Origin of the sequence: Rhizobium bangladeshense (assembly GCF_017357245.1) — a bacterium.
GTDB lineage: Bacteria > Pseudomonadota > Alphaproteobacteria > Rhizobiales > Rhizobiaceae > Rhizobium > Rhizobium bangladeshense.
In genome coordinates, this window is the sequence record NZ_CP071612.1 from 3,248,488 (window position 1) to 3,269,473 (window position 20,986).

General features: G+C 62.0%; 15 protein-coding genes. 8 read left to right on the top strand and 7 right to left on the bottom strand.

What is annotated here, in order from left to right:
* Nucleotides 1–85: 85 nt before the first annotated feature.
* Entirely contained in the window at nt 86–1,264 is a 1,179-nt protein-coding gene (locus J2J98_RS15825) for an NAD(P)/FAD-dependent oxidoreductase (RefSeq protein WP_207601549.1), read from the bottom strand.
* On the opposite strand from J2J98_RS15825, the gene mnmC2 reads away from it, so the two are divergent.
* Nucleotides 1,263–1,991: a tRNA (5-methylaminomethyl-2-thiouridine)(34)-methyltransferase MnmC2 gene (mnmC2, locus tag J2J98_RS15830; protein WP_207601550.1), complete on the top strand. Its 729-nt coding sequence runs from the start codon at nt 1,263–1,265 to the stop codon at nt 1,989–1,991. The genes J2J98_RS15825 and mnmC2 overlap by 2 nt on opposite strands.
* Before the next feature lie 20 nt (nt 1,992–2,011).
* Here the strand turns inward: mnmC2 and J2J98_RS15835 are convergent, their stop codons facing one another.
* The gene (locus J2J98_RS15835) at nt 2,012–5,392 is read right to left on the bottom strand and encodes a response regulator (RefSeq protein ID WP_207601551.1); all 3,381 of its coding nucleotides are present in this window, start codon (nt 5,390–5,392) and stop codon (nt 2,012–2,014) included.
* Between the two features lie 328 nt (nt 5,393–5,720).
* On the opposite strand from J2J98_RS15835, the gene J2J98_RS15840 reads away from it, so the two are divergent.
* Nucleotides 5,721–6,029, top strand: coding sequence for a hypothetical protein (locus J2J98_RS15840; protein ID WP_207601552.1), 309 nt, complete (start codon nt 5,721–5,723; stop codon nt 6,027–6,029).
* A gap of 113 nt (nt 6,030–6,142) precedes the next feature.
* On the opposite strand, the gene J2J98_RS15845 is transcribed toward J2J98_RS15840, so the two are convergent.
* Both J2J98_RS15845 and J2J98_RS15850 read right to left on the bottom strand, forming a co-directional pair.
* Nucleotides 6,143–7,528, bottom strand: a complete 1,386-nt coding sequence (locus J2J98_RS15845) for an MFS transporter (protein WP_207601553.1) — start codon at nt 7,526–7,528, stop codon at nt 6,143–6,145.
* Nucleotides 7,529–7,709: 181 nt separating this feature from the next.
* On the bottom strand, nt 7,710–8,657 hold the full coding sequence (locus J2J98_RS15850; RefSeq protein WP_064705843.1) for a dihydrodipicolinate synthase family protein: 948 nt from the start codon (nt 8,655–8,657) through the stop codon (nt 7,710–7,712).
* Between the two features lie 161 nt (nt 8,658–8,818).
* On the opposite strand from J2J98_RS15850, the gene J2J98_RS15855 reads away from it, so the two are divergent.
* From J2J98_RS15855 to J2J98_RS15865, 3 genes are all read left to right on the top strand, one after another.
* Nucleotides 8,819–9,847 carry a LacI family DNA-binding transcriptional regulator gene (locus J2J98_RS15855; protein WP_207601554.1) on the top strand — a complete coding sequence of 343 codons (1,029 nt, stop codon included), beginning with the start codon at nt 8,819–8,821 and terminating at the stop codon, nt 9,845–9,847.
* A 20-nt stretch (nt 9,848–9,867) separates the two neighbouring features.
* On the top strand, nt 9,868–10,983 hold the full coding sequence (locus tag J2J98_RS15860; RefSeq protein WP_064705845.1) for a DNA alkylation repair protein: 1,116 nt from the start codon (nt 9,868–9,870) through the stop codon (nt 10,981–10,983).
* Nucleotides 10,984–11,231: 248 nt separating this feature from the next.
* A complete protein-coding gene (locus J2J98_RS15865) occupies nt 11,232–12,980 on the top strand; it encodes a DEAD/DEAH box helicase (protein ID WP_064705846.1) in 1,749 nt (582 codons plus the stop codon).
* A 56-nt stretch (nt 12,981–13,036) separates the two neighbouring features.
* Here the strand turns inward: J2J98_RS15865 and J2J98_RS15870 are convergent, their stop codons facing one another.
* On the bottom strand, nt 13,037–13,939 hold the full coding sequence (locus J2J98_RS15870) for a DMT family transporter (RefSeq protein ID WP_207601555.1): 903 nt from the start codon (nt 13,937–13,939) through the stop codon (nt 13,037–13,039).
* A 398-nt stretch (nt 13,940–14,337) separates the two neighbouring features.
* On the opposite strand from J2J98_RS15870, the gene J2J98_RS15875 reads away from it, so the two are divergent.
* From J2J98_RS15875 to J2J98_RS15885, 3 genes are read left to right on the top strand one after another with little or no spacing between them, the layout of a single operon-like run.
* Entirely contained in the window at nt 14,338–15,747 is a 1,410-nt protein-coding gene (locus tag J2J98_RS15875) for a circularly permuted type 2 ATP-grasp protein (protein ID WP_064705847.1), read from the top strand.
* Nucleotides 15,747–16,688, top strand: coding sequence for an alpha-E domain-containing protein (locus tag J2J98_RS15880; RefSeq protein ID WP_064705848.1), 942 nt, complete (start codon nt 15,747–15,749; stop codon nt 16,686–16,688). The genes J2J98_RS15875 and J2J98_RS15880 overlap by 1 nt, the downstream gene beginning before the upstream one ends.
* 12 nt (nt 16,689–16,700) lie before the next feature.
* The gene (locus J2J98_RS15885) at nt 16,701–17,525 is read left to right on the top strand and encodes a transglutaminase family protein (RefSeq protein WP_064705849.1); all 825 of its coding nucleotides are present in this window, start codon (nt 16,701–16,703) and stop codon (nt 17,523–17,525) included.
* Between the two features lie 182 nt (nt 17,526–17,707).
* Here J2J98_RS15885 and araD read toward each other — a convergent pair whose 3' ends face one another.
* Both araD and J2J98_RS15895 read right to left on the bottom strand, forming a co-directional pair.
* Nucleotides 17,708–19,447, bottom strand: a complete 1,740-nt coding sequence (gene araD / locus J2J98_RS15890; protein WP_064705850.1) for an L-arabinonate dehydratase — start codon at nt 19,445–19,447, stop codon at nt 17,708–17,710.
* Nucleotides 19,448–19,508: 61 nt separating this feature from the next.
* Nucleotides 19,509–20,942, bottom strand: a complete 1,434-nt coding sequence (locus J2J98_RS15895) for an aldehyde dehydrogenase family protein (protein WP_064705851.1) — start codon at nt 20,940–20,942, stop codon at nt 19,509–19,511.
* Nucleotides 20,943–20,986: the final 44 nt, after the last annotated feature.

A 20,986-nucleotide genomic window follows, 5' to 3' on the forward strand; every position in this document is an offset into this window, starting at 1 on the left:
CGGTGAAATCCGGCGCTGCCGATGCGCAAGCAGATAGGTGATTTGCATGACAGAATAACGAAACGCAGCTGTATCTAATTCACGTTTAACGTGAAGCGACAGCGATATGGCTTGAAATCGCGAAGCTTTCCGGCAGCGAAAACTCGCAATCTGTATCGCCCGCGATGCAAACCGCAGCCTCCGCCAGCCGATGGGCCAGCCCGAAGCTGACCTTGAAACCGCCAGTCAACGCGATCAGGCGGGGATGGACGGGATGGCGGCCGATCATCGGATCGCGGTCGATCGCCTTCGGGCGAAGCCCCGCCCAGCGTTCGACGACGGGCGCATCGCGAAGGATCGGCGCGATGGCGCGCGCCGCCTCGATCAGCGCATCGAGTTGTGCGTCGGTCGAGCCGGGATCGTCAAAGCGGTTCTCGCTGGTGCTGCCGATTGCCGCATACCCGCCTTCATGCGCCACAACATAGAGCCCATCGAGGAAGATTGTCGGCAGCGCCGGGTCGATATCGGCCCTCAACAGCGCCGCCTGCCCCTTCACCGGCTGGCCGATCGGCTTTTTCGCCCCCGGTGTCAACTCCTGCAGCAACGGAAAGGACTTATGGCCGGCGGCCAGGATGCAGCGGCTGAAAGCAATGGGTTCGCCGCCAATCTCCGCCGTGCCGCGATCGGGATCGACGGCGGCAACGGCCGCATGTTCCATGATGCGCACGCATTTTGCCCGCCGCAGCAAGGCGATGAGCGCTGAGATCAATGAGCGGGGTGCGACGCGGGCCGCAAGCGTGTCGTGCACGAAGCCGTTCTCGCCGGCAGATATGTCAGGCCAACCATCGATCGGCGGCCTGTCGATGACATGCCAGTGGAAGCGGCGCTCGCCGGCCCGCCAATGGCAGTCGGCATCCTCGGAATGACCGCGGGCGATGCGATTGAGATGCGGCTTCGGCAGCGGGATCAGCCGCCCGGAACGGCGGTAGCCGGCGGAAACTCCCGTCTCGGCTTCGAGTGCGGCGATTTCAGTTTCGAGCGAAACCAGGGCATCGAACTGGAACTGCTTCTTCACTGACCACCGGTCCGGCATATGCGGCATCAGCGCGCCCAGCAGGCCGCCGCTGGCGCCTCTGCCCAGGCTGCCGGCGTCGGCAAGGATGGTGCTCATGCCGAAGCGTTTGGCATGCACGGCCGCCCAGAGACCCATGATACCGGCGCCGACGATCAGCAAGTCGCAAGAAGATTGACCGGACGCCGGTGCAGGACTATCGGCTTTTTCCATGAGAGACGTGAACCCCGATCAGATTGGCGCGGGCGCGCCGCAGCCGCTCGAATGGCGCGACGGCGATATGCCTTATTCCATCGCATTTGGCGACCATTTTTATTGCCAGACCGATGGCCGGCTCGAATGCGGCCATGTCTTCCTCGCCGGCAATGGCCTGCCGGAGCGTTGGAAGGGCCGGCGGGATTTTGTCATCGGCGAACTCGGCTTCGGCACCGGCCTGAATTTCGCCGAGACCTGGCGGCAATGGAAGCTGCATCGCGCAGCCGGCCAGCAACTGCATTTCATTTCCTTTGAACTCCACCCGATGCGGCGCGAGGAAATCGGCCGGGCACTGTCACACTGGCCGGAGATCGATGCCGAGCGCGAAGCGCTGACCGCAGCATGGCCGCTACTGCCTGCCGGCACCGTCGCGCTCGACCTTGACGACCAGACGCGCCTCAGCGTCGTCTGCGGCGCCGCGCTCGACGGCATTGCCGCGGCAGACACCGGCTTCGACGCGTGGTACCTCGATGGCTTCGCCCCCTCACGCAACTGCGACATGTGGTCGGAGGAACTGATGCGGTGCGTCAATGAAAAGACGGCCGCCGGCGGCACCTTCGCAACTTACGCCGCGGCCGGCTTCGTGCGCCGCAATCTCATCGCTGCGGGCTTTGCCGTCGAGCGTCGCAAAGGCTTCGCCGGCAAACGTGAAATGCTCTGCGGCATCAAAGCGCTCACCGAATAACCCTTTTGGTTCGATCGTGTTCAGTAGCCCTTGCGCCCCGGCTGCTGCCCGGTCTTGCCCAGCCATTGCCGGATCTTCTCCTCCAGCAGTTCCGGGCTGATCGGCTTCGACATGTAGTCGTCCATGCCGGCGTCGAGGCAGGCCTCGCAGTCGCTTTCGAGCGCATGGGCGGTGACGCCGATGATGGGCACACGATGGCCCTGCCCCTTTTCCTTCTCGCGGATCGTCCGAGCCGCTTCATGGCCGTTCATAACAGGCATCGAGACGTCCATCATGATGATGCCCGGCTTGTGTCTCGCCCAAGCGGCGACCGCCTGCTCACCATTGTCGACGACGAGGAAGGAGAGATCGGTTGCCTGCAGGATCTGTGTAAAGACGATCTGGTTGACTTCATTGTCTTCTGCGACGAGCACGTCGATGAATTCCGGCCCGCGCGTCTGCGGCACGGGCTCCGGCACGACCGCCTGCGCCTGTGGCCGGGTGCTCTCGCTCGCGAAGGACTGTTTGACGCGGCTTGCACGCACCACTTCGACCATGGTGTTGCGTAGCACATTGGCGCGCGCCGGCTTCATCAGGTGTGCATGGCCGTTCAGTGCCGCGAATTCCTTCTCCGTGCCCGAAATATCCATCGACGTCAGGAAGATGATCGGCAGCTCGACGAACCGGGGGTCGGCGCGCAACCGGCGCGCGACATCGGCGCCGTTCATGTCGGGCATGTGATAGTCGAGCACGACTGCGTCCACGGTGACGCCGAGATCGGCGGCCGCCTCCAGGATTGCAAGCCCGGTGCCTCCACCCTCTGCAGCCACGCCGTCGAAGCCCCAGAGCGAGAGCTGCTCGGTCAGGATGCGGCGGTTCACCTCGTTGTCGTCGACGACGAGGATACGCGCGCCCTGCACATTGATCGGCAGCGGCTTCGGTTCGAGCCGGGCGGCGGCCACCGCGAAAGGCAGGTTCACGGTGAAGACCGAGCCTTTGCCCCATTCGCTCTCGACATTGATATAGCCTCCGAAGAGATCGACGAGGCCGGCGGTGATTGCAAGACCGAGGCCCGTTCCCTCATGCCGCCGGGTCGAGGAGGCGTCGACCTGCGAAAACTTGTCGAAAACCGATGCGAGCTTGTCCTTCGGAATGCCGATCCCGGTATCCTCGATGCGGATGCTTGCCAAGATCTCGCCGCCGGCGACGGTCTCGAAGCCGACATCGACGAAGACATGGCCACGCTCGGTGAACTTGACGGCATTGCCGACGAGATTGGTGACGATCTGGCGAAAGCGGCCGGCATCGCCGATCACGGCGGCGGGCAAATCCGGTGCGGCCCGCACGAGCAGTTCGATGTTCTTCTCGGCGGCATGCGACGACAAAAGTGTCGCCACGTCCTCCACAGCTTCGGTGATATCGAACGCCGCTTTGCGCAGTGTCATCTGCCTCGCATCGATCTTCGAGAAATCGAGGATGTCGTTGATAATAGTCAGCAGCGCATTGCCCGATTTGACAATGATGTCGATGAAGGTTTTCTGGCGCGTATCAAGATTGGTCTTGGCCAGCAGCTCCGCCATGCCGAGCACGCCGTTCATTGGAGTGCGGATCTCATGGCTCATATTGGCGAGGAATTCGGACTTGGCGCGATCGGCGGCTTCGGCGCGCGACAGCAGCTGGCGCAGTTCCTCCTCGCGGCTCTTGAGATCAGTGACGTCGGTGAACAGCGCCACCCAATGCTGTCCGGTACTGACCGTCGCGTCCATGTTCACCCAGCGCTCGCCGCCGACATGGAAGACGGTGGAAATCGGCTGCCTCGCCGCGATGTTGGCGCGCCACTCCTGCAGGATCTCGTCCGCCTCATCGTGGAAATCGCCGCGCGCCGCGCAAAATTCGAACATGCCGAGCCAGCCCTGGCCGGCCTCGATGTATTCAGGCGGGATTTGCAGGATATCGGCCATAGCCTCGTTGGACATCCTGATGACGCCGTCTTGGATGATGGCAAGCCCCTGCGACATGGCGTGTGTGGCATCGCGCATCATTTCGCCGAGCCGCTCCAGCGCGGCCCGGGTCTCGTGAATTTCCTTTTCCCGCTCGCGCACCGCCGAAATGTCGGCATAGGTCAGCAGGATGCGGTCGTTGGAGATGCGGCGGCTGTCGAAGATCACCGATTTGCCGCCCGCCCAGCCGACCTCGATCGGCTCCGGTTCCTCCGCCTCGAACAGGTGCTTGCGGAAAGCGTAAATCTCCTCCGGCGTCTGCGTCCGATCGTAGCGCCCGAGTTCGTAATTGCGGCGGATGACGTCAAGGAAGGGGCGGCCGTCGAAGCGATCGTCGAGCGGCAGTTCCCAGATGCCGTAGAATTCGTCGTTGACGTAGAGGATCCGGTGGTCGTTATCGAGGATCAGCACGCCGATCGGCAGCGAACGCAGAATGCTCTCGATGTCGCGATGCAGTATTTCTTCCTGCTTGCGCGATTCAATCAGCGCCCTCTCGCGATCCTTGAGCGGTGAGATGTCGGAAAAGGAGCCGACGACATAGGTTCGCCCATCCGCCGTCATGACGCGGTTGACGCGCGAGATGACGGGATAGACATGGCCGCTATTGCTCGGCATCTCGCTCTCGAGCTCCACCGAAATACCGTCCCTCAGCGCCAGCAGGTTTTCCTGGTAGATCGCCTCAGCACCTTCCGGCCCGAACATTTCGTGTTCGGTCATTCCCATATACTCGGAGCGGGCGCGGCCGCTGAAGGTTTCATAATACTTGTTGGCATAGACCAGGCGGTGCTTGTCGTCGCGGACGAAGACCGCAACCGGCAGGTCCTCCAGGACGGTGCGGAGAACGTCGAGTTCGTTGACGCTCTCTCCCCAGGCCGATTCGCCGGCCACAGGCAGAGCGCCGTTGCGATAAGCTGCATTGACGACAAGCGGGCGTCCGTCCGCCGTAAAGATGCCGATCGGCTGATCGAGATTTTCCAGTGCCTCGCGCACCCGGGCGAGGTCGGCGGCGGTTTCGGAATCGCCTACAAACCCTGGGTTGCCAACCATCTCCCTGCCGGCGATGACGCGGCGCTCGCGCGCTTCGAAGATGCCAAGCACATAGATCCGATCCGGCGACGGCGAGAAGCTTTCGATCTGGACGCGCTCATGGTGGAGGCTCTCCGCGTCGAAGCAGATGGCGTTTTCCTCGGTGCCGAAAACCAGCGCGCGGCGTTCCTTATCCTCGCGGTCCTCTTCCTCGGGGCGGTCGAATAGCTCGCGGGTGCGCCTACCGATGAAGTCGGAAATCTCGCGGCCCAGGAAATCCGCATAGGCCCCGTTGACGGCGACATAGCGCAACTCGCTGTTCTTGACATAGGCCGGGGTGTCCAGATCGGCGATCCGGCGGCAAGCCAATTCCAGAATGTCCCCGGCTGATTTCAAGAAATTGTCGCTCCCGCAATAAATGAAATATCAACTACAAAGACTATAACGCCAAGGCTTTTAACAAGGTTTTAACCATAAATAATCGAGGGCGGAATTTCACAAGCCGGCTCATCAGGCCGAATACGGCCATTACCAATTCGGACCCCGATCATGCCGTGATCGGCAGCAAATCCGGTCGGCTGCGACCCGTCTCTACTCTTGGCCGGCCATTGAAATCATGACCAAGATTTAATGCGGCGAGCCCTTGCGCGGCCATCGCTCCGCCGCGATCCGAGCGGAGTCTGGCGATGGCTTTATAGAAGCCAGTCTAGATAAGGAAGATACCATGTCCGTTCTTCATAAGACCATGGCGACGGGCCTGATTGCGCTGACCTTTGCCGGCGCCTCGCTCACCACCGCCACCACCGCCGATGCCCGTCCGCGCGATGCCTTCTGGGGCGGCCTTGCCGCCGGCGTCGTAGGCGGCGCTCTTCTGTCCGAAGCCGCCCGACCCGCCTACCCCGTCTATCCGGCCTACCCCGTCTATCGTCCCTATCCCGTCTACCGGACCTATTACCGGCCGCACTATTGCCATCTCGAATGGCGCTACGACCGCTGGGGAGACCCCTACCGCGTGAAAGTGTGCCCGGAATAAAACCGCATCCGGCGCCGCTTGACCTCAAGACGGCACCCGCCCGCTGACAACAGGCAAATGGTCTGGCGAGCATTCACCCGCCAGACCATTTGCTTGCGCCAGAGCTGCATCCGTTATGGAGATAGCTCCTCCAGGACGCGGCCCTTGGTTTCGACGGCAAATAACATCGTGATGAGAGCGCCAAGGATCAGAATGGCAGCGAAGCTCGCGAAGACGTATTGGATACCCAGGGAAGACATCAGCGTGCCCACAACGATCGGGCCGGTCGACGAGCCCAAGCGGAGCCATGCGCTGCCGGTTCCGGTACCGAGTGCCCTGAGACGCGTCGGATAAATTTCAGCGGAGTACAGATAAAGCGAGAAGGTGACTGTCTGGACGATGGCATAAGCAAGGCCACCAAGGATCAGAACCTGCATGGACGAGGTTGCGCCGAGCCATGCGAGAGTCAAGAGCGGCAGAGGAGCAAGAAGCAGTGCGCCGGTGTACCAGCGTTTGCGCCCGACCCGGTCAATGAGCAGCGCGCAGATGACGGCGGCGATCACGCCGCCGAGCGACGTCAGGAAACCATAGAAGATGCTAGTCTGAAGCGGAAGGTTAAACACCTGCCGATAGAGCGTTGGCAGCCAGGTGATCGTCCCGTTGGCGACCGTATAGGCTGTGAACCACATGGCCCAGATGGAGAGCGTGCGCTTCAGGTAGATGCCTTGGAAGAGCTCGCGCCAGTCGGACGTGCGACGGATCGCCACCTGGACGGCCTTTGGCTCAGGCAATTGCTTGCCGGCTGAGCGTGCACTCTCTTCCATGCGTGTAACGATGGCGTTCGCTTCCTCGTAGCGGCCGTTCGCAGCCAGCCAGCGCGGCGACTCCTTCAGGAACCACCGCAACGGGATCATCAGGATTGCCGGAACGAGGCCGACGACGAACATCGCCTTCCAGCCGTAAACCGGCACCATGAAGTAGCCGATCAGCCCTGCGCCGACCAACCCGAGCAGAAACATGACCTCGTAGAGGAGGAAGAACTTGCCGCGCCCCTTCGAGCCGATCAACTCGTTGATATAGGCGCTCGCCACCGGCACCTCGCCTCCCGTCCCGATCCCCTGAATAAAACGGAAGGTCATCATCATGCCGGCGCCCGCGGCAAATAGGCAGGCGACATCCATGCTGACAAAGAGCAGGATCGTGAATAGAAGAACTTTCAGCCGGCCGATCTTTTCAGCAAGCCAGCCAAACAGGATGGCGCCGATCAATTGTCCGAGATAGCCCATCGACAGGATCATGCCGGTCTGCGAAGGGCTCAGGCCCCACTCTCGCACCAGGACAGGCATGGCGTAGGCGATGGCAATGACAGTATAGCCGTCGAAAAATGTTGCTGCGCCGATGATATTGCGTGCCCAGAACACCTCGCGGGTAATGGGCAGACGCTCAAGGCGAGCGCTGATTTCGGCCTGCGGATCAACGGAACTCCCCGTCTCCACCGGCATAGGCTGCATGACATTCATTGGTTCCTCCTTCTCGCCCGTGGCTACCACTCTCCCGGCCAGGGGCGCTCCTGCTTGATGGTTATTGCTGCGTGTCAGCTTGTCCTGTCAGTACAATGGGCTTCAAAAGGAGATGCCGTCCACGGCTTCTCCTTCCCATCGGAATGACGCTCCTGCGGCATGCGCAGGAGCGTCGAATGCATCACTCGGCAGCCAGGAGTTGGTCGACGCGGCCGATGCCGGCGGCATCGAAGGCGGCAAAAATTTCCGCTTCCGCTTTTTCGCCAAGGTTCTTCAGCGGCTCGCGGATGGTCGCGTGATCGAGAATGCCACGATGCACGAGGCCGAGTTTGAGCGCCACGGTGCCTTCCATGTGGGAGCCGCGGTGATAGACGGCCCGCGTCACCGGCAGAAGACGTTCGAAAAGCTTCCGGGCTTCTGGATAGTTCTGCGCCTTGCCTGCCTTGATCAAGTCGATCAGCAGTTCCGGCGCGATATTGCCGTAGCCGACGAGCAGACCATCGACGTCGAACATGGTCGGCAACAACCATTCGTCGTGGCAGCTCAGAACCTGCAGATTGGGATTGGCCTTCTTCAGTTCCGGAATTTCGACATACCAGCGCTTCATATTGCGCACGCCGTTCTTGGTGGCAACGACGCCTGCCTGCGTGGCGATCGCCAGCTGCGTATCGAGATCATAGGATGCCTTGGTGGCGTCCGGATACTGGAACAGGATGCACTGCAGGCCGGATTCCTGCCAGATCGCCTTGTAGCGATCCTGGGGAGCGCCCTTCTGAAACCCGAAGCGCAGCCAGCCATGGTTCGGATAGACCAGCGCACCGGTGGCGCCGGCGGCCTTGCACTTTTTCGCCTCTTCGGCAGCAACCTTTGTACCCTCGCCTGTGATTCCGGCAATGATCGGCACGGCGCCGTCGACCGCCTCAACATAGGTGCGGATAAGAGCAAGCCGCTCCTCCTCGGTAAGGAAAGTGCCCTCGCCGGCATGGCCGAGGATGACGAGGCTTTTGACCCCTTCCATCGAAACCAGCCATTTGGCGATTTTTGCGTTGGCCTTGTGATCGACTTCGCCCTCGCGGGTGAAAGCGGTAACGGGCGCCGGGCTCAGCCCGCGCAGGTCCATCGGTTGCATCTTGATCTCCTCCTTGGCGATCGCTGCTCACTCATGATCAGCGACGGGATCGTTTATGGGAACGTTCCCACTATCGTTCTTGAATTTTCTGGAGTCAATTTCTTTTTTGGTGCATGTTCGCAAACGGCGCCCGACCGCCCGACTCGAATGGAAAAGGCTCAATGAATTCAAAGGCAGATCAAATTCTCGGTCAAAGCCGCATCACCATTCTTGACGTGGCGGCTGCAGCCGGCGTTTCCAAATCCACAGTATCCCGCATTCTGGACGAGCGGCTCCCCCGCTCCGATAGCGAGACCGCCCGCCGCGTTCGCAAGGTCGCTGAAGAGCTTGGCTATGTCAGAGACGTTTCGGCAGCGAGTCTCAGGCGCGGCAACACGATGACTGTGGGCGTGATTGTTCCGCGACTGACCGATACGGTCATGGCCATGCTTTATGAAGCGCTGGCCAAGGCCTGCAGCCGCACCGGCCGCTTCGCCATTGTCGCCACGACCGACGACAAGCCGAAGGCCGACCGGCTTGCCGCCGAATCCCTCCTGAGACGCGGCGTCGACGGATTGATCCTTGCCACAGCGCGGGAAGACGACGACTTTCCTGACGAACTGGCAAGGCGCGGTGTCCCCTATGTGCTGGCGCTGCGTACCGACGGTCACAGCCTCTCCTCGGTCGGCGATGACAGGCTGGGCGGCTACCTCGCTGCACGCCATTTGCTCGATCTCGGCCATCGCAGGATCGGCGTCATTGCCGGCCCTTCCTATGCCTCCAGTTCGCGAGGCCGGGTAGAGGGTTTCTGCCAAGCATTGGAAGAAACGGGACTGGTAGCGGATCCCTCCTGCATTATCGCCTCGACATTCGGCATCGAGTCGGGTGCGGCGGCCATCGAAACACTGATGAACCTCAGCCCCCGCCCGACCGCTGTTTTCGCGGTCAACGACAATACCGCTATTGGCGCCTTGTCGGGCCTGACGAAACTCGGCCTTTCCGTGCCGCAGAATATCTCGATCGTCGGTTACAACGACATTCCGATCGTCAATCACCTGCCCACGCCGCTCACGACGCTGCGTGTGCCGTTCGAGCAAATTGCTTCGAACGCCCTCGAGCTTCTTGCGGGCGATGGCGGTTCCATCGACGACCGTATCCGCATCTCGGCTCCGACACTCATTCCCAGGAAATCGACAGCGCCGCTGCGCTGAAAGATCACGAGAGGACCAACATGCCGGAACCGCTCAAGAACCTGCTGCACGAAGCGCTGCTCGTCGACATGGCTGATCGCATCGCCGCCAATGCGCTCTCCTTCGACAAGACCCATTTCCTCAAGCTCGCGAGCGATGGGCTGGAGGCGCTTGAGCTGATGGAGCGCTCGGCGCTGATCCGCGACGCGCTGTCTGCCACGCTTCCCGAAGATTTTATCGAAGCAGCCGCCGTTCTGAAGGCAAGCCTGCCTGCATCAGGCAGACCCGGTCTGACCGGCTGGATGTTGCTGCCGGTCAATCAGTTCATCGCCGCCCGCGGCCTCGATCATTTCGAACTCGGCCTCGATCTCCTCAAGGCGCTGACACCGCATTTCACAGCCGAATTCGGTATTCGCCCCTTCATCCATCGCGACCAGCAGCGCGCGCTCGCTATCATCTCCGCCTGGGTCGGCGACCCCGATCGGCACGTGCGCCGACTGGCCAGCGAGGGAACGCGGCCGCGCCTGCCCTGGGCCATGCGCCTGCCGCAACTCGTCAAGGATCCGACGCCAATCCTGCCGATCCTCATCGCGCTGATGGACGATCCGGAAGATTACGTGCGCCGCTCCGTCGCCAACAGCCTGAACGACATCGCCAAGGATCATCCGGATCTCGTCGCCGCTTTCATCGCCGGCCGCATCGAGGGCGCGTCAGCGGAGCGCCGCTGGCTGCTGAAACATGCCTCACGCACGCTGCTCAAGAAAGGCCATCCGCAGGCGCTCGCCAATTTCGGCTTCGGCACGGCAGCCGCGCTGACATGCGAACTGCGCCTTCTGAACGGCGAGGTGATGTTCGGCGAAGGGCTGGATTTCGAAATCCGCCTGACCAATTCAGGCGAAACCACGCACTCGCTGATGATCGACTACGCCATCCACCACGTGAAGGCCGACGGCTCTCTCTCGCCCAAGGTCTTCAAATGCAGGACGATTACACTCGCGCCCGGGCAGAGCCACGCGATCGAGCGCCGCCATGCCATGCGGCCGATCACCACGCGGCGCTATTATCCCGGCGAACACCGCATCGCCATCCTCGTCAACGGAGCGGAAAGCGCATCGAAAAGTTTCGTGCTGAGAATGCCTTCGCCTGACCCGGCCTAGCGCCTTTTTGTGCGCTGCACTTGACTTTTCCAGCGAACTAGCCCAAATGCGGCTCAGCTTTCACCCTTCCGGCCGCCGCGTGAGCGTGCCCCTGCGAGAAAGTACGAAACGCAGGAAGAAGGGACAAAAGCGCATTTCGATAGAGCGCCGCACTCCCAAGAAGCGGCCAGAAGCGCTGGAAAGCTTTTTCCAACTTGCAAGTTCCCACTTCACGCGGGGTTCTTGACGCCAGAATGAAACCGGATCGCATGGTGCGTTCCGGCGCTAGTCGTTGTGGCGCCCCGAAAGGTTATGCCTTGACTAATTTTGAATCGCTTGGTGTCTCCAAGCCGATCGTCGCCACCTTGTTCCAGCTCGGCATCGAAACGCCGACGCCGATCCAGGAACAGTCCATTCCCCTCCTCATTTCAGGCCGCGATCTGATCGGCCTTGCCCAGACCGGCACCGGCAAGACCGCCGCCTTCGGCCTGCCACTCATTGAAAAGCTGCTCGCTGACGAGCGCCGCCCCGACAACCGCACGACGCGGACGCTGATCCTGGCGCCGACCCGCGAGCTGGTGAACCAGATCGCCGAGAACCTGAAGAAGTTCATCCGCAAGTCGCCGCTGCGCATCAATGTGGTGGTCGGCGGCGTTTCGATCAACAAGCAGCAGCTGCAGCTGGAAAAGGGCACAGACATCCTGGTCGCCACCCCCGGCCGCCTGCTCGATCTCGTCAACCGCCGCGCAATCACGCTGACGACGGTGCGCTATCTTGTGCTCGATGAGGCCGACCAGATGCTCGACCTCGGTTTCGTCCATGACTTGCGCAAGATCGCCAAGTTGGTGCCGAAGAAGCGTCAGACCATGCTGTTTTCGGCCACCATGCCCAAGGCCATCGCCGATCTCGCCGGCGAGTATCTCGTCGATCCCGTCAAAGTCGAAGTCACGCCTCCCGGCAAGGCTGCCGACAAGGTCGAGCAATACGTCCATTTCGTCGGCGGCAAGAACGACAAGACTGAACTGCTGCGCAAGTCGCTGACCGAAAACCCCGACGGCCGCGCCATCGTCTTCCTGCGCACCAAGCATGGCGCCGAGAAGCTGATGAAGCACCTCGACAATATCGGCTATTCCGTCGCCTCCATCCACGGCAACAAGAGCCAGGGTCAGCGCGAGCGGGCGCTGAAGTCCTTCCGGGACGGCAGCATCAAGACGCTGATCGCGACCGACGTCGCCGCCCGCGGCATCGACATCCCGGCCGTCAGCCACGTCTACAACTATGACTTGCCCGAAGTGCCGGACGCCTATGTCCATCGCATCGGCCGCACGGCGCGCGCCGGCCGCGACGGCATCGCCATCGCCTTCTGCGCACCCGACGAAGCCAAGCTGCTGCGCGATATCGAGCGCCTGATGGGCATCGACATCAAGGTCGCAAGCGGCGAGCCGCCGGCCAATATCAGCAACAGCGGCCCCCGTCGCGGCAACGGCAATGGCAACAACCGCAATCGCGGCGGCGGCCAAGGTCGTGGTGGTGAGGGTCGCGGCGAAGGCCGTGGCGATCAGAACCGATCGGAGCATCGCGGCAGCCGCCAGGAACGCCGCCCGCGCCGAGAAGGCGAAGGCAGCGAAATCCGCGCCGGTGGCGAAGAACGCCGCGAGCGCCGTCCGCGCCCCGAGCGCCTGGGCCGCAACGAGGACTTCCGCGGCCAGCGTCGCGGCGAAGCGGTTCCGGATTTCGGCCCCGACAACGATTTGGCCTCGACCTCCGATTTCCGTCCGGCAAAGCCGCAGCGCCCTGCGCATAACGGCCCTAATGGCCATCACGCCAATGGCGAGCCGAGCGGCCATCACCGCGGCAACGGCCGCCACGCCCACGGCCGCCCGGCCCGCAAGCACGGCGAGGACCGCGGACAGCATCAGGCCCAGGGCGGCGAACCGCGCCGCGAGGGCAATGGCGGCAACCGCCGCGGCAGCTCCGGCTCCCGCAATGGCGGCGGCCAGCGCCGCGAACGCGCCTGATCATAGATCTATTGAAGATTGGAAAGGCCGGCGATTTCTCCGGCCTTTTTCGTTGTCTACGCCTCTGCCGGCCTCTGCCGCTCGGTTGCCCTGCGGTTCGTCAGATAGACGCCCGTCACGACAACAATCGTGCCCAAAATCAATGGCAGCGTCAGCGGCTCGCCAAAGGCGATGAAGGCTTCAAGCGCGACAGCCGGTGGCATCAGGTAGATTAGCGAGGCGGCACGCGAGACCTGCCCGCGGCGGATGAGATAAAGCAGCAGGCCGACGCCGCCCATCGACAGACCGAAGACCGACCAGGTGAGCGCGCCATAAGCTTGCGCCGAACCATCGAAATGCTGGTATTCGAAGGTCAGCGAGAGTGGCAGGGTGAGGATCAGCGCACCGGCATATTGCAGCGTTGCAATGGTCCTGAGGTCGCCGGATTGCAGGTGTTTCTTCTGGTAGAGCGTGCCGTAGGTGACGGAGCCCATGGCGATCAGGTTGATCGCCAGCGGCAGAGCGGCTTGGCTGAGATCAGCGGTCGCCGGATCGAGGAGCTTCGGCGAAATGGCGATGGCAATGCCGATGAAGCCGAGGCCGAGACCGATCTGCTGGCTCTTCTGCAACCGCTCGCCGACGAGAAAGGGAGCCGCCATGGCCGTCAGCAGCGGCTGCAGCGCCGCGATGATGCCCGATATGCCGGCAGGCACCCCATTGGCGATCGCCCACCAGAGGCCGGCAAGATAGAAGCCGTGCAGGAAGACGCCGGAATAGATGGCGCGGAGCCACGTCGCCCGGCTTTTCGGCCATCGCGCCCGCATCACCAGGCAGAGCGTCAGGAAAGCAAAGGCCGACAGCGCGTAGCGGATCGACAGAAAGGTGAAGGGCTCGGAATGCAGCGCCGCATATTTCGCCACCACCCAGCCGGTAGACCAAAGCAAAACGAAGACGGCGGGGGCAAGGCGGTCGAGGGACATGGGCGGCTCGGGCAAAAAGATATCGCGGTGCTGATAGCCGTAGCCGAAGGCCTCGGTCAAAGGCGAAGCGTTGATGCTTATATGAAATTTGGTTGATGGTTGTGGGCGCAGGATACGCGTAACTCGTGCGGCTCCCATGGCATGCCTTCTCCCGAGCACAAGAACAAGAGCGTATGCAGCCGCGCCTACGCCTGCATCACCGAATGAAAAACCATCACCTGCTCAGATTTTACGCAGTTCTTACGGAACACCCGTCCGTCGCCCCGCCCCACCTCGCTTCAAACGCCTGGAATTCCGTTTCTTTTCCGCACTGCAAAAATCTTTCCCCGAATTGCGCATGGTTCTTGCATTGCAATTTGCGTTGTATTCAAATGAACAAAAAAAGGGGAGCCGCACCTTTGGCATTTGATGAAATGATTACCGGGGACGAAAGCCCCCGCCCGCCTTATGAAAAATATTACGAGTGGTACAACAGCCAAGACCGGGCGCATCTGATTGCCAAGTCCCGCGATGCGGAAAACATCTTCCGGAAGACCGGCATAACCTTCGCAGTTTACGGCCACGCCGACAGTTCCGAAAAGCTCATCCCCTTCGACATCATTCCCCGCATCATTTCCGCCCGCGAGTGGCGCAAGCTGGCTCAGGGGATCGAGCAGCGGGTGATCGCACTCAACGCCTTTCTGGACGACATCTACCATAAGCAGGAGATCATCCGCGCCGGCCGCGTTCCACGCGAGCTGATCGAGAACAATGTCGCCTTTCTCTCCGAGATGATCGGCTTCCGCCCACCGGGCGGCGTCTATACCCATATCGTCGGCACCGATATCGTGCGCACCGGCGAAGACCAGTTCTACGTGCTGGAGGACAATGCCCGCACGCCGTCCGGCGTCAGCTACATGCTGGAAAACCGGGAAACCATGATGCAGATGTTTCCCGAGCTCTTCCATGAAAACAAGGTTCAGCGCGTCGAGGATTATCCCTATCTCTTGCGCCAGAGCCTCGCCTCGCTCGCCCCTCCTGGCTGCACCGGCAAGCCGCGCGTCGCAGTGCTGACGCCCGGCATCTACAATTCGGCCTATTACGAGCATTCCTTCCTCGCCGACATGATGGGCGTCGAGCTGGTCGAGGGCTCGGATCTGCGCGTCATCGACGGCAAGGTGAAAATGCGCACGACCCGCGGCTACGAAGCGATCGACGTGCTCTACCGCCGCGTCGACGACGACTTTCTCGATCCCCTTACATTCAGGGCCGATTCCGCGCTCGGCATTCCCGGCATCATGGACGTCTACCGCTCCGGTAATATCACCATCGCCAATGCGCCGGGCACCGGCATATCGGACGACAAGGCGATTTATTCCTACATGCCGGAGATCGTCGAGTTCTATACCGGCCGCAAGGCGCTGCTCGAAAACGTGCCGACCTGGCGCTGCTCGGAAGCATCAAGTCTGAAATATGTGCTGGAGCACCTGGAGGAATTGGTCGTCAAGGAAGTGCACGGTTCCGGCGGCTACGGCATGCTTGTGGGGCCGACGGCATCGAAGAAAGAGCGCGCCGATTTCGCCGAAAAGCTGAAGGCCAAGCCGAATAACTACATCGCTCAGCCGACGCTGTCGCTCTCCACCGTGCCGATCCTCGTCAACAAGGGCATTGCGCCGCGCCATGTCGACCTCCGCCCCTACGTGCTCGTTTCCGACAAGGTCCAGATCATTCCGGGCGGTCTCACCCGCGTGGCGCTGAAGCAGGGCTCGCTGGTGGTCAACTCCAGCCAGGGCGGCGGCACCAAAGACACCTGGGTACTGGAGGACTGATGCTCGGAAGAACCGCAAACGGCCTCTACTGGATGTTCCGTTACATCGAGCGCGCCGAGAATATCGCTCGCCTGGTCGATGCGGGACTGCGCATGTCGCTAACCCGCAGCAGCGCCGGCGACGACAACTGGGATGGCGTGCTGCAAAGTGCCGGCGTTCGCGAAGCCTATGACGAGGGCCACGCCAAGCTGACCAATGCCGATGCGATCGATTATCTACTGCGCGATCGCTCCAACCCGTCGAGCGTCATGTCCTGCATTGATTACGGCCGCAACAATGCCCGCATGGTCCGCACCGCGCTGACGCGGGAGACTTGGGAGGCTACCAACGAATGCTGGATAGATCTCAAAGCCTTGCTTGAAAAGCGCGTGAAGGCCGCCGACCTGCCTGAGGTGATCGACGTCATCAAGCGCCGCGCCGGCCTCATCCGCGGCGCCTTCCATGGCTCGACGCTCAGAAACGAGCTCTATAATTTTGCCCGCATCGGCACCTTCATCGAGCGGGCCGACAATACGAGCCGCATTCTCGACGTGAAATATTACGTGCTGCTGCCTTCCGTCTCGGCCGTTGGCTCCTCGCTTGACAACGTGCAGTGGGAATCGATCCTGCGCTCGGTCTCCGCGCACCGGGCCTATAGCTGGGCCTATGACGGCGAATACCGGGCGATGAATATCGCCGACTTCCTGACCCTCAATGTGCAGATGCCGCGCTCGCTTGCCTATTGCTACGAGAAGATCGTCAGCAATCTCGGCTATCTCGCCCAGGATTACGAGGAGCGGCTTCCCGCCCACGATACCGCCGACGCGATCCGCACCACGCTGCAGACGCGGGCAATCCGCGACATTATGGATCAGGGCCTGCATGAGTTCCTGGAAGATTTCGTCGCCCGCAACAACCAGCTCGGCATGGAAATTTCCGACGGCTACCGGTTCTACGTTTAAGCGGATCAGAACATGAGACTGAAGATCAGCCACCTCACCGAATACCGCTACGACGAACCGGCGCAATTCTCGCTGCAACGTCTGAGGCTGACGCCGCCGGCAACCAACGGCCAGACAGTGCTCGGCTGGTCGCTGAAGGTCGAGGGTGCCACGCCCGAAGTGGAATATGACGACCAGTACGGCAACCACGTCAACCTGGTCTCGCTGGAAGGCGAGCAGCAGGTGACGCGGATTTTCGCGGAAGGCGAGGTCGAAACGACGGATATCAATGGCGTCACCGGCCCGCATACGGGCTTCTGCCCGCTCTGGCTCTTCCTGCGCGAAACGCCGCTCACCAAGAGCGGCAAGCTGGTGAAGGAACTAATCAAAGGCGTCAACGGCGATAATGAACTCGCCCGCATGCATGCGCTGATGGCAGCCATTCACGAGACTGTCGATTACAGGCCCGGAACCAGCGACACTGCGACGACGGCCGAACAGGCGCTGGAGAAGAAGAGCGGCGTCTGCCAGGACCATGCGCACATCTTCGTTGCCGCCGCCCGCGCCCTGCAGGTTCCGGCGCGTTATGTCTCCGGCTATCTGATGATGACGGAAAAGGCCGAACAGGCGGCGACCCATGCCTGGGCCGAGGCCCATATTCCCGGCCTTGGCTGGGTTGGCTTCGATCCCGCCAACGAGATCTGCCCCGATGACCGATATGTCCGGATCGCCTCCGGCCTCTGCTATCGCGACGCCGCACCGATCTCAGGCATGCGCATCGGCACACCGGGCGAAACCCTGTCGGTGACCGTGAAGGTCGAAGACGGCGGACAGATGCAGAGCCAGAGCCAGAGCTGAACCACCGACGCTCGCCATTGCACGATCGCGCAATTCCGCGCCATTTCGAGCGCTTTTCTCATCGCAACTAGCGGGAAGGACAGCATGGGCGCTGGCGGCTCGAAAGTGGCCTCATTTCGCCAACAAAAAGGCGGGGACAAAAGCCCCGCCTCTTCATCAATGTCTCGTCGGACATGCCCTACTCAGTGGCTGTCCTTGCCGACAGCGTTTCCGCGACATCCCTTGAGGAAATCAAGGTCGGCGCCGGTATCGGCTCCCTCGACATGCTGCTGATGCAGGTAGGCGTAGCCCGACGTCGGCAGATCGTGGTGCGGCTGCCATTCGGAGAGCCGACGCGCCAGTTCTTCGTCCGAAATGTCGAGATGCAGGCGACGGTTCGGCACGTCGAGCTCGATCATGTCCCCGGTCTTGACGACCGCGAGCGGCCCGCCGACCGCCGCTTCCGGCGAGGTGTGCAGCACGACGGTGCCATAAGCCGTTCCGGACATGCGGGCGTCGGAAATGCGCACCATGTCGAGGATGCCCTTCTTCAGCACCTTCGGCGGGAGCCCCATATTGCCGACCTCGGCCATGCCGGGATAGCCCTTCGGCCCGCAGTTCTTCATGACCATGACGCAATTCTCGTCGATGTCGAGGCTGTCGTCATTGATCTTGGCCTTGTAGTCGTCGATGTCCTCGAACACGACCGCCCTGCCCCGGTGCACCAGGAGATGTGGCGAGGCCGCCGAAGGCTTCAGCACCGCACCCTTCGGTGCTAGATTGCCGCGCAGAACGACGATGCCGCCCGAAGAGGTCAGCGCCTTTTCGGCAGGCAGGATAACGTCCTCGTTCCAATTGACGACGTCCTTGACCTCGTCCCAGACTGTTTCGCCGGAGACAGTCAGAGCATCCTTATGAAGGAGCCCGGCCTCCCCGAGACGCTTCAGCACGACAGGCAGGCCGCCGGCATAGAAGAACTCTTCCATCAGGTACTTGCCCGAGGGCATCAGATTGACGATCGTCGGAACGTCGCGGCCGCAACGGTCCCAGTCGTCAAGCGTCAGGTCGATACCGACGCGGCCGGCGATCGCCAGCAGATGGATGACGGCGTTGGTCGATCCGCCGATCGCCGCATTGGTGCGGATGGCGTTCTCAAAGGCCTGCTTCGTCATGATGTCGGATGGCTTCAGGTCGTCCTTGACCATCTGCACGATACGGCGGCCGGTCAGCTGCGCCATAACCTTGCGGCGGGAATCGACGCCGGGGATTGCGGCATTGCCTGACAGCGCCATGCCGAGCGCTTCCGCCATGGAAGCCATTGTCGAGGCGGTGCCCATCGTGTTGCAGGTGCCCGACGAGCGGCTCATCGATGCTTCCGCCTCGAGGAACTCGGCCTGCGTCATCTCGCCCGCCTTCACCATTTCGGAGAACTTCCACAGATGCGTGCCGGAGCCGACGCGTTCGCCGCGGAAATAGCCGTTCAGCATCGGACCGCCGGTGACGACGATCGACGGCAGATCGCAGGAGGCAGCTCCCATCAGCAGCGACGGCGTGGTCTTGTCGCAGCCGACGAGCAGGACGCAGCCATCCATCGGCTGGCCGCGGATCGCTTCCTCGACCGCGAGCGCCGCGAGATTGCGGTACATCATTGCGGTCGGGCGGAAGGTGTTTTCCGAGGCCGAGAACACCGGCACTTCGAGCGGGAAGCCGCCGGCCTCCCAGACGCCCGCCTTCACTTTTTCGGCGAGCTCTCTCAGATGACCGTTGCACGGGGTCATATCCGACCAGGTGTTGAGGATGCCGATGACAGGCCGGCCGTCGAATAGGTCGTGCGGATAGCCCTGGTTCTTAAGCCAGCCGCGGTGATAGATCACGTCGCGGCTCGTACCGCCATACCATTCCTGCGATCTCAGCCTGCGCGGCCATTCCGCTTTCTTTTTCATAATCTCTGTCCTTCAGGATTACCCCCGGACCGCCTCGTACGGCCCGGGTCATCTCGCTTGTTCAAGCCAGCGTGTAGGCGGTCTTGACGGTTGTGTAGAATTCGGCGGCGTATTTGCCCTGCTCGCGCGGGCCATAGGACGAGCCCTTGCGGCCGCCGAACGGAACGTGGAAATCGACGCCTGCGGTCGGCAGGTTGACCATGACCATGCCGGCTTCCGAATTGCGCTTGAAGTGCGTCGCATGCTTCAGGCTGGTCGTGGCGATGCCGGCCGAAAGGCCGAACGGCGTGTCGTTGGCGATGGCAAGCGCCTCGTCGTAGTCCTTCGCCCGGATCACCGAGACCACGGGCCCGAAGATCTCCTCGCGCGAAATGCGCATCTGGTTGGTCGCTTCGGTAAACAGCGTCGGCTGCAGGTAGAAGCCGGGCGTTTCGCGGGAGATGACCTCGCCGCCGAAGGCGAGCTTGGCGCCTTCCTTTTTGCCGATCTCGATATAGTCGATATCGGTCTTCAGCTGCCGTTCGTCAACGACGGGACCGATATGGGTGCCGGCCTTCAGCGCATTGTCGACGACCAGCGTTTTCAGCTTCTCAGTCAAAGCCGCGACGAACTTGTCGTGAATGCCTTCGGTGACGATCAGGCGCGACGACGCCGTGCAGCGCTGGCCTGTGGAGAAGAAGCCGGAATTGGCGGCGGCTTCCACGGCAACGTTGAGGTCGGCGTCGTCGAGCACGACCATCGGGTTCTTGCCGCCCATCTCGAGCTGGAACTTGCGGTTATGCTCGATCGAGGCGGCGGCGACGCGCCGGCCGGTGCCGGTCGAGCCGGTAAAGGTGATGCCGTGAACGTCGGGGCTCTCCAGCATGGCCTGGCCGACGACCGAGCCCTTGCCCATGACGAGGTTCAAGACGCCCTTCGGCAAGCCGGCCCGGTTGAGGATATCGACGATTGCCCAGGAGCAGGCCGGCACCAATTCGGCCGGCTTGAAGACGATGGTGTTGCCATAGGCGAGCGCAGGCGCGATCTTCCAGGCCGGGATGGCTATCGGGAAGTTCCACGGCGTGATGATGCCGATGACGCCGAGCGCTTCGCGGGTGATCTCGATGCCGATGTTTGGACGAACCGACGGAATGACCTCGCCGGCGAGCCGCAGGGCTTCACCAGCGAAGAATTCAAAGATCTGCGAGGCGCGGATGACCTCGCCGGTCGCCTCCGGCAGCGTCTTGCCCTCTTCGCGCGCGAGCAGCGCGCCGAGCTCGTCCTTGCGCGCCATGATCTCGTCGCCGGTCTTCTTCAGGATGACATGGCGTTCCCAGATGCCCGAGCGCGACCAGGCGGGAAAGGCGGCCTTGGCGGCGGCAATCGCGTTGCGGGTGTCTTCGGCGCTGCCGTTGGCATAGAGGCCGACGACCTCGTTCGTATCGGACGGGTTGATGTTCTTCGTCGCGTCCGTGCCGACCCATTCGCCGGCGATCAGGTTTTGATAAATGGTCATGGGCTCAACAAGCCTCCTTTACCGTTTACATCGCGAACCGGCCG

Coding starts and splice junctions, on each gene's coding strand:
- J2J98_RS15825 (WP_207601549.1), bottom strand. CDS start 1,264: ATGGAAAAAGCCGATAGTCCTGCACCGGCGTCCGGTCAATCTTCTTGC.
- J2J98_RS15870 (WP_207601555.1), bottom strand. CDS start 13,939: ATGTCCCTCGACCGCCTTGCCCCCGCCGTCTTCGTTTTGCTTTGGTCT.
- J2J98_RS15865 (WP_064705846.1), top strand. CDS start 11,232: ATGGTGCGTTCCGGCGCTAGTCGTTGTGGCGCCCCGAAAGGTTATGCC.
- J2J98_RS15895 (WP_064705851.1), bottom strand. CDS start 20,942: ATGACCATTTATCAAAACCTGATCGCCGGCGAATGGGTCGGCACGGAC.
- J2J98_RS15860 (WP_064705845.1), top strand. CDS start 9,868: ATGCCGGAACCGCTCAAGAACCTGCTGCACGAAGCGCTGCTCGTCGAC.
- J2J98_RS15845 (WP_207601553.1), bottom strand. CDS start 7,528: ATGAATGTCATGCAGCCTATGCCGGTGGAGACGGGGAGTTCCGTTGAT.
- J2J98_RS15850 (WP_064705843.1), bottom strand. CDS start 8,657: ATGCAACCGATGGACCTGCGCGGGCTGAGCCCGGCGCCCGTTACCGCT.
- mnmC2 (WP_207601550.1), top strand. CDS start 1,263: ATGAGAGACGTGAACCCCGATCAGATTGGCGCGGGCGCGCCGCAGCCG.
- J2J98_RS15880 (WP_064705848.1), top strand. CDS start 15,747: ATGCTCGGAAGAACCGCAAACGGCCTCTACTGGATGTTCCGTTACATC.
- J2J98_RS15855 (WP_207601554.1), top strand. CDS start 8,819: ATGAATTCAAAGGCAGATCAAATTCTCGGTCAAAGCCGCATCACCATT.
- J2J98_RS15885 (WP_064705849.1), top strand. CDS start 16,701: ATGAGACTGAAGATCAGCCACCTCACCGAATACCGCTACGACGAACCG.
- araD (WP_064705850.1), bottom strand. CDS start 19,447: ATGAAAAAGAAAGCGGAATGGCCGCGCAGGCTGAGATCGCAGGAATGG.
- J2J98_RS15840 (WP_207601552.1), top strand. CDS start 5,721: ATGTCCGTTCTTCATAAGACCATGGCGACGGGCCTGATTGCGCTGACC.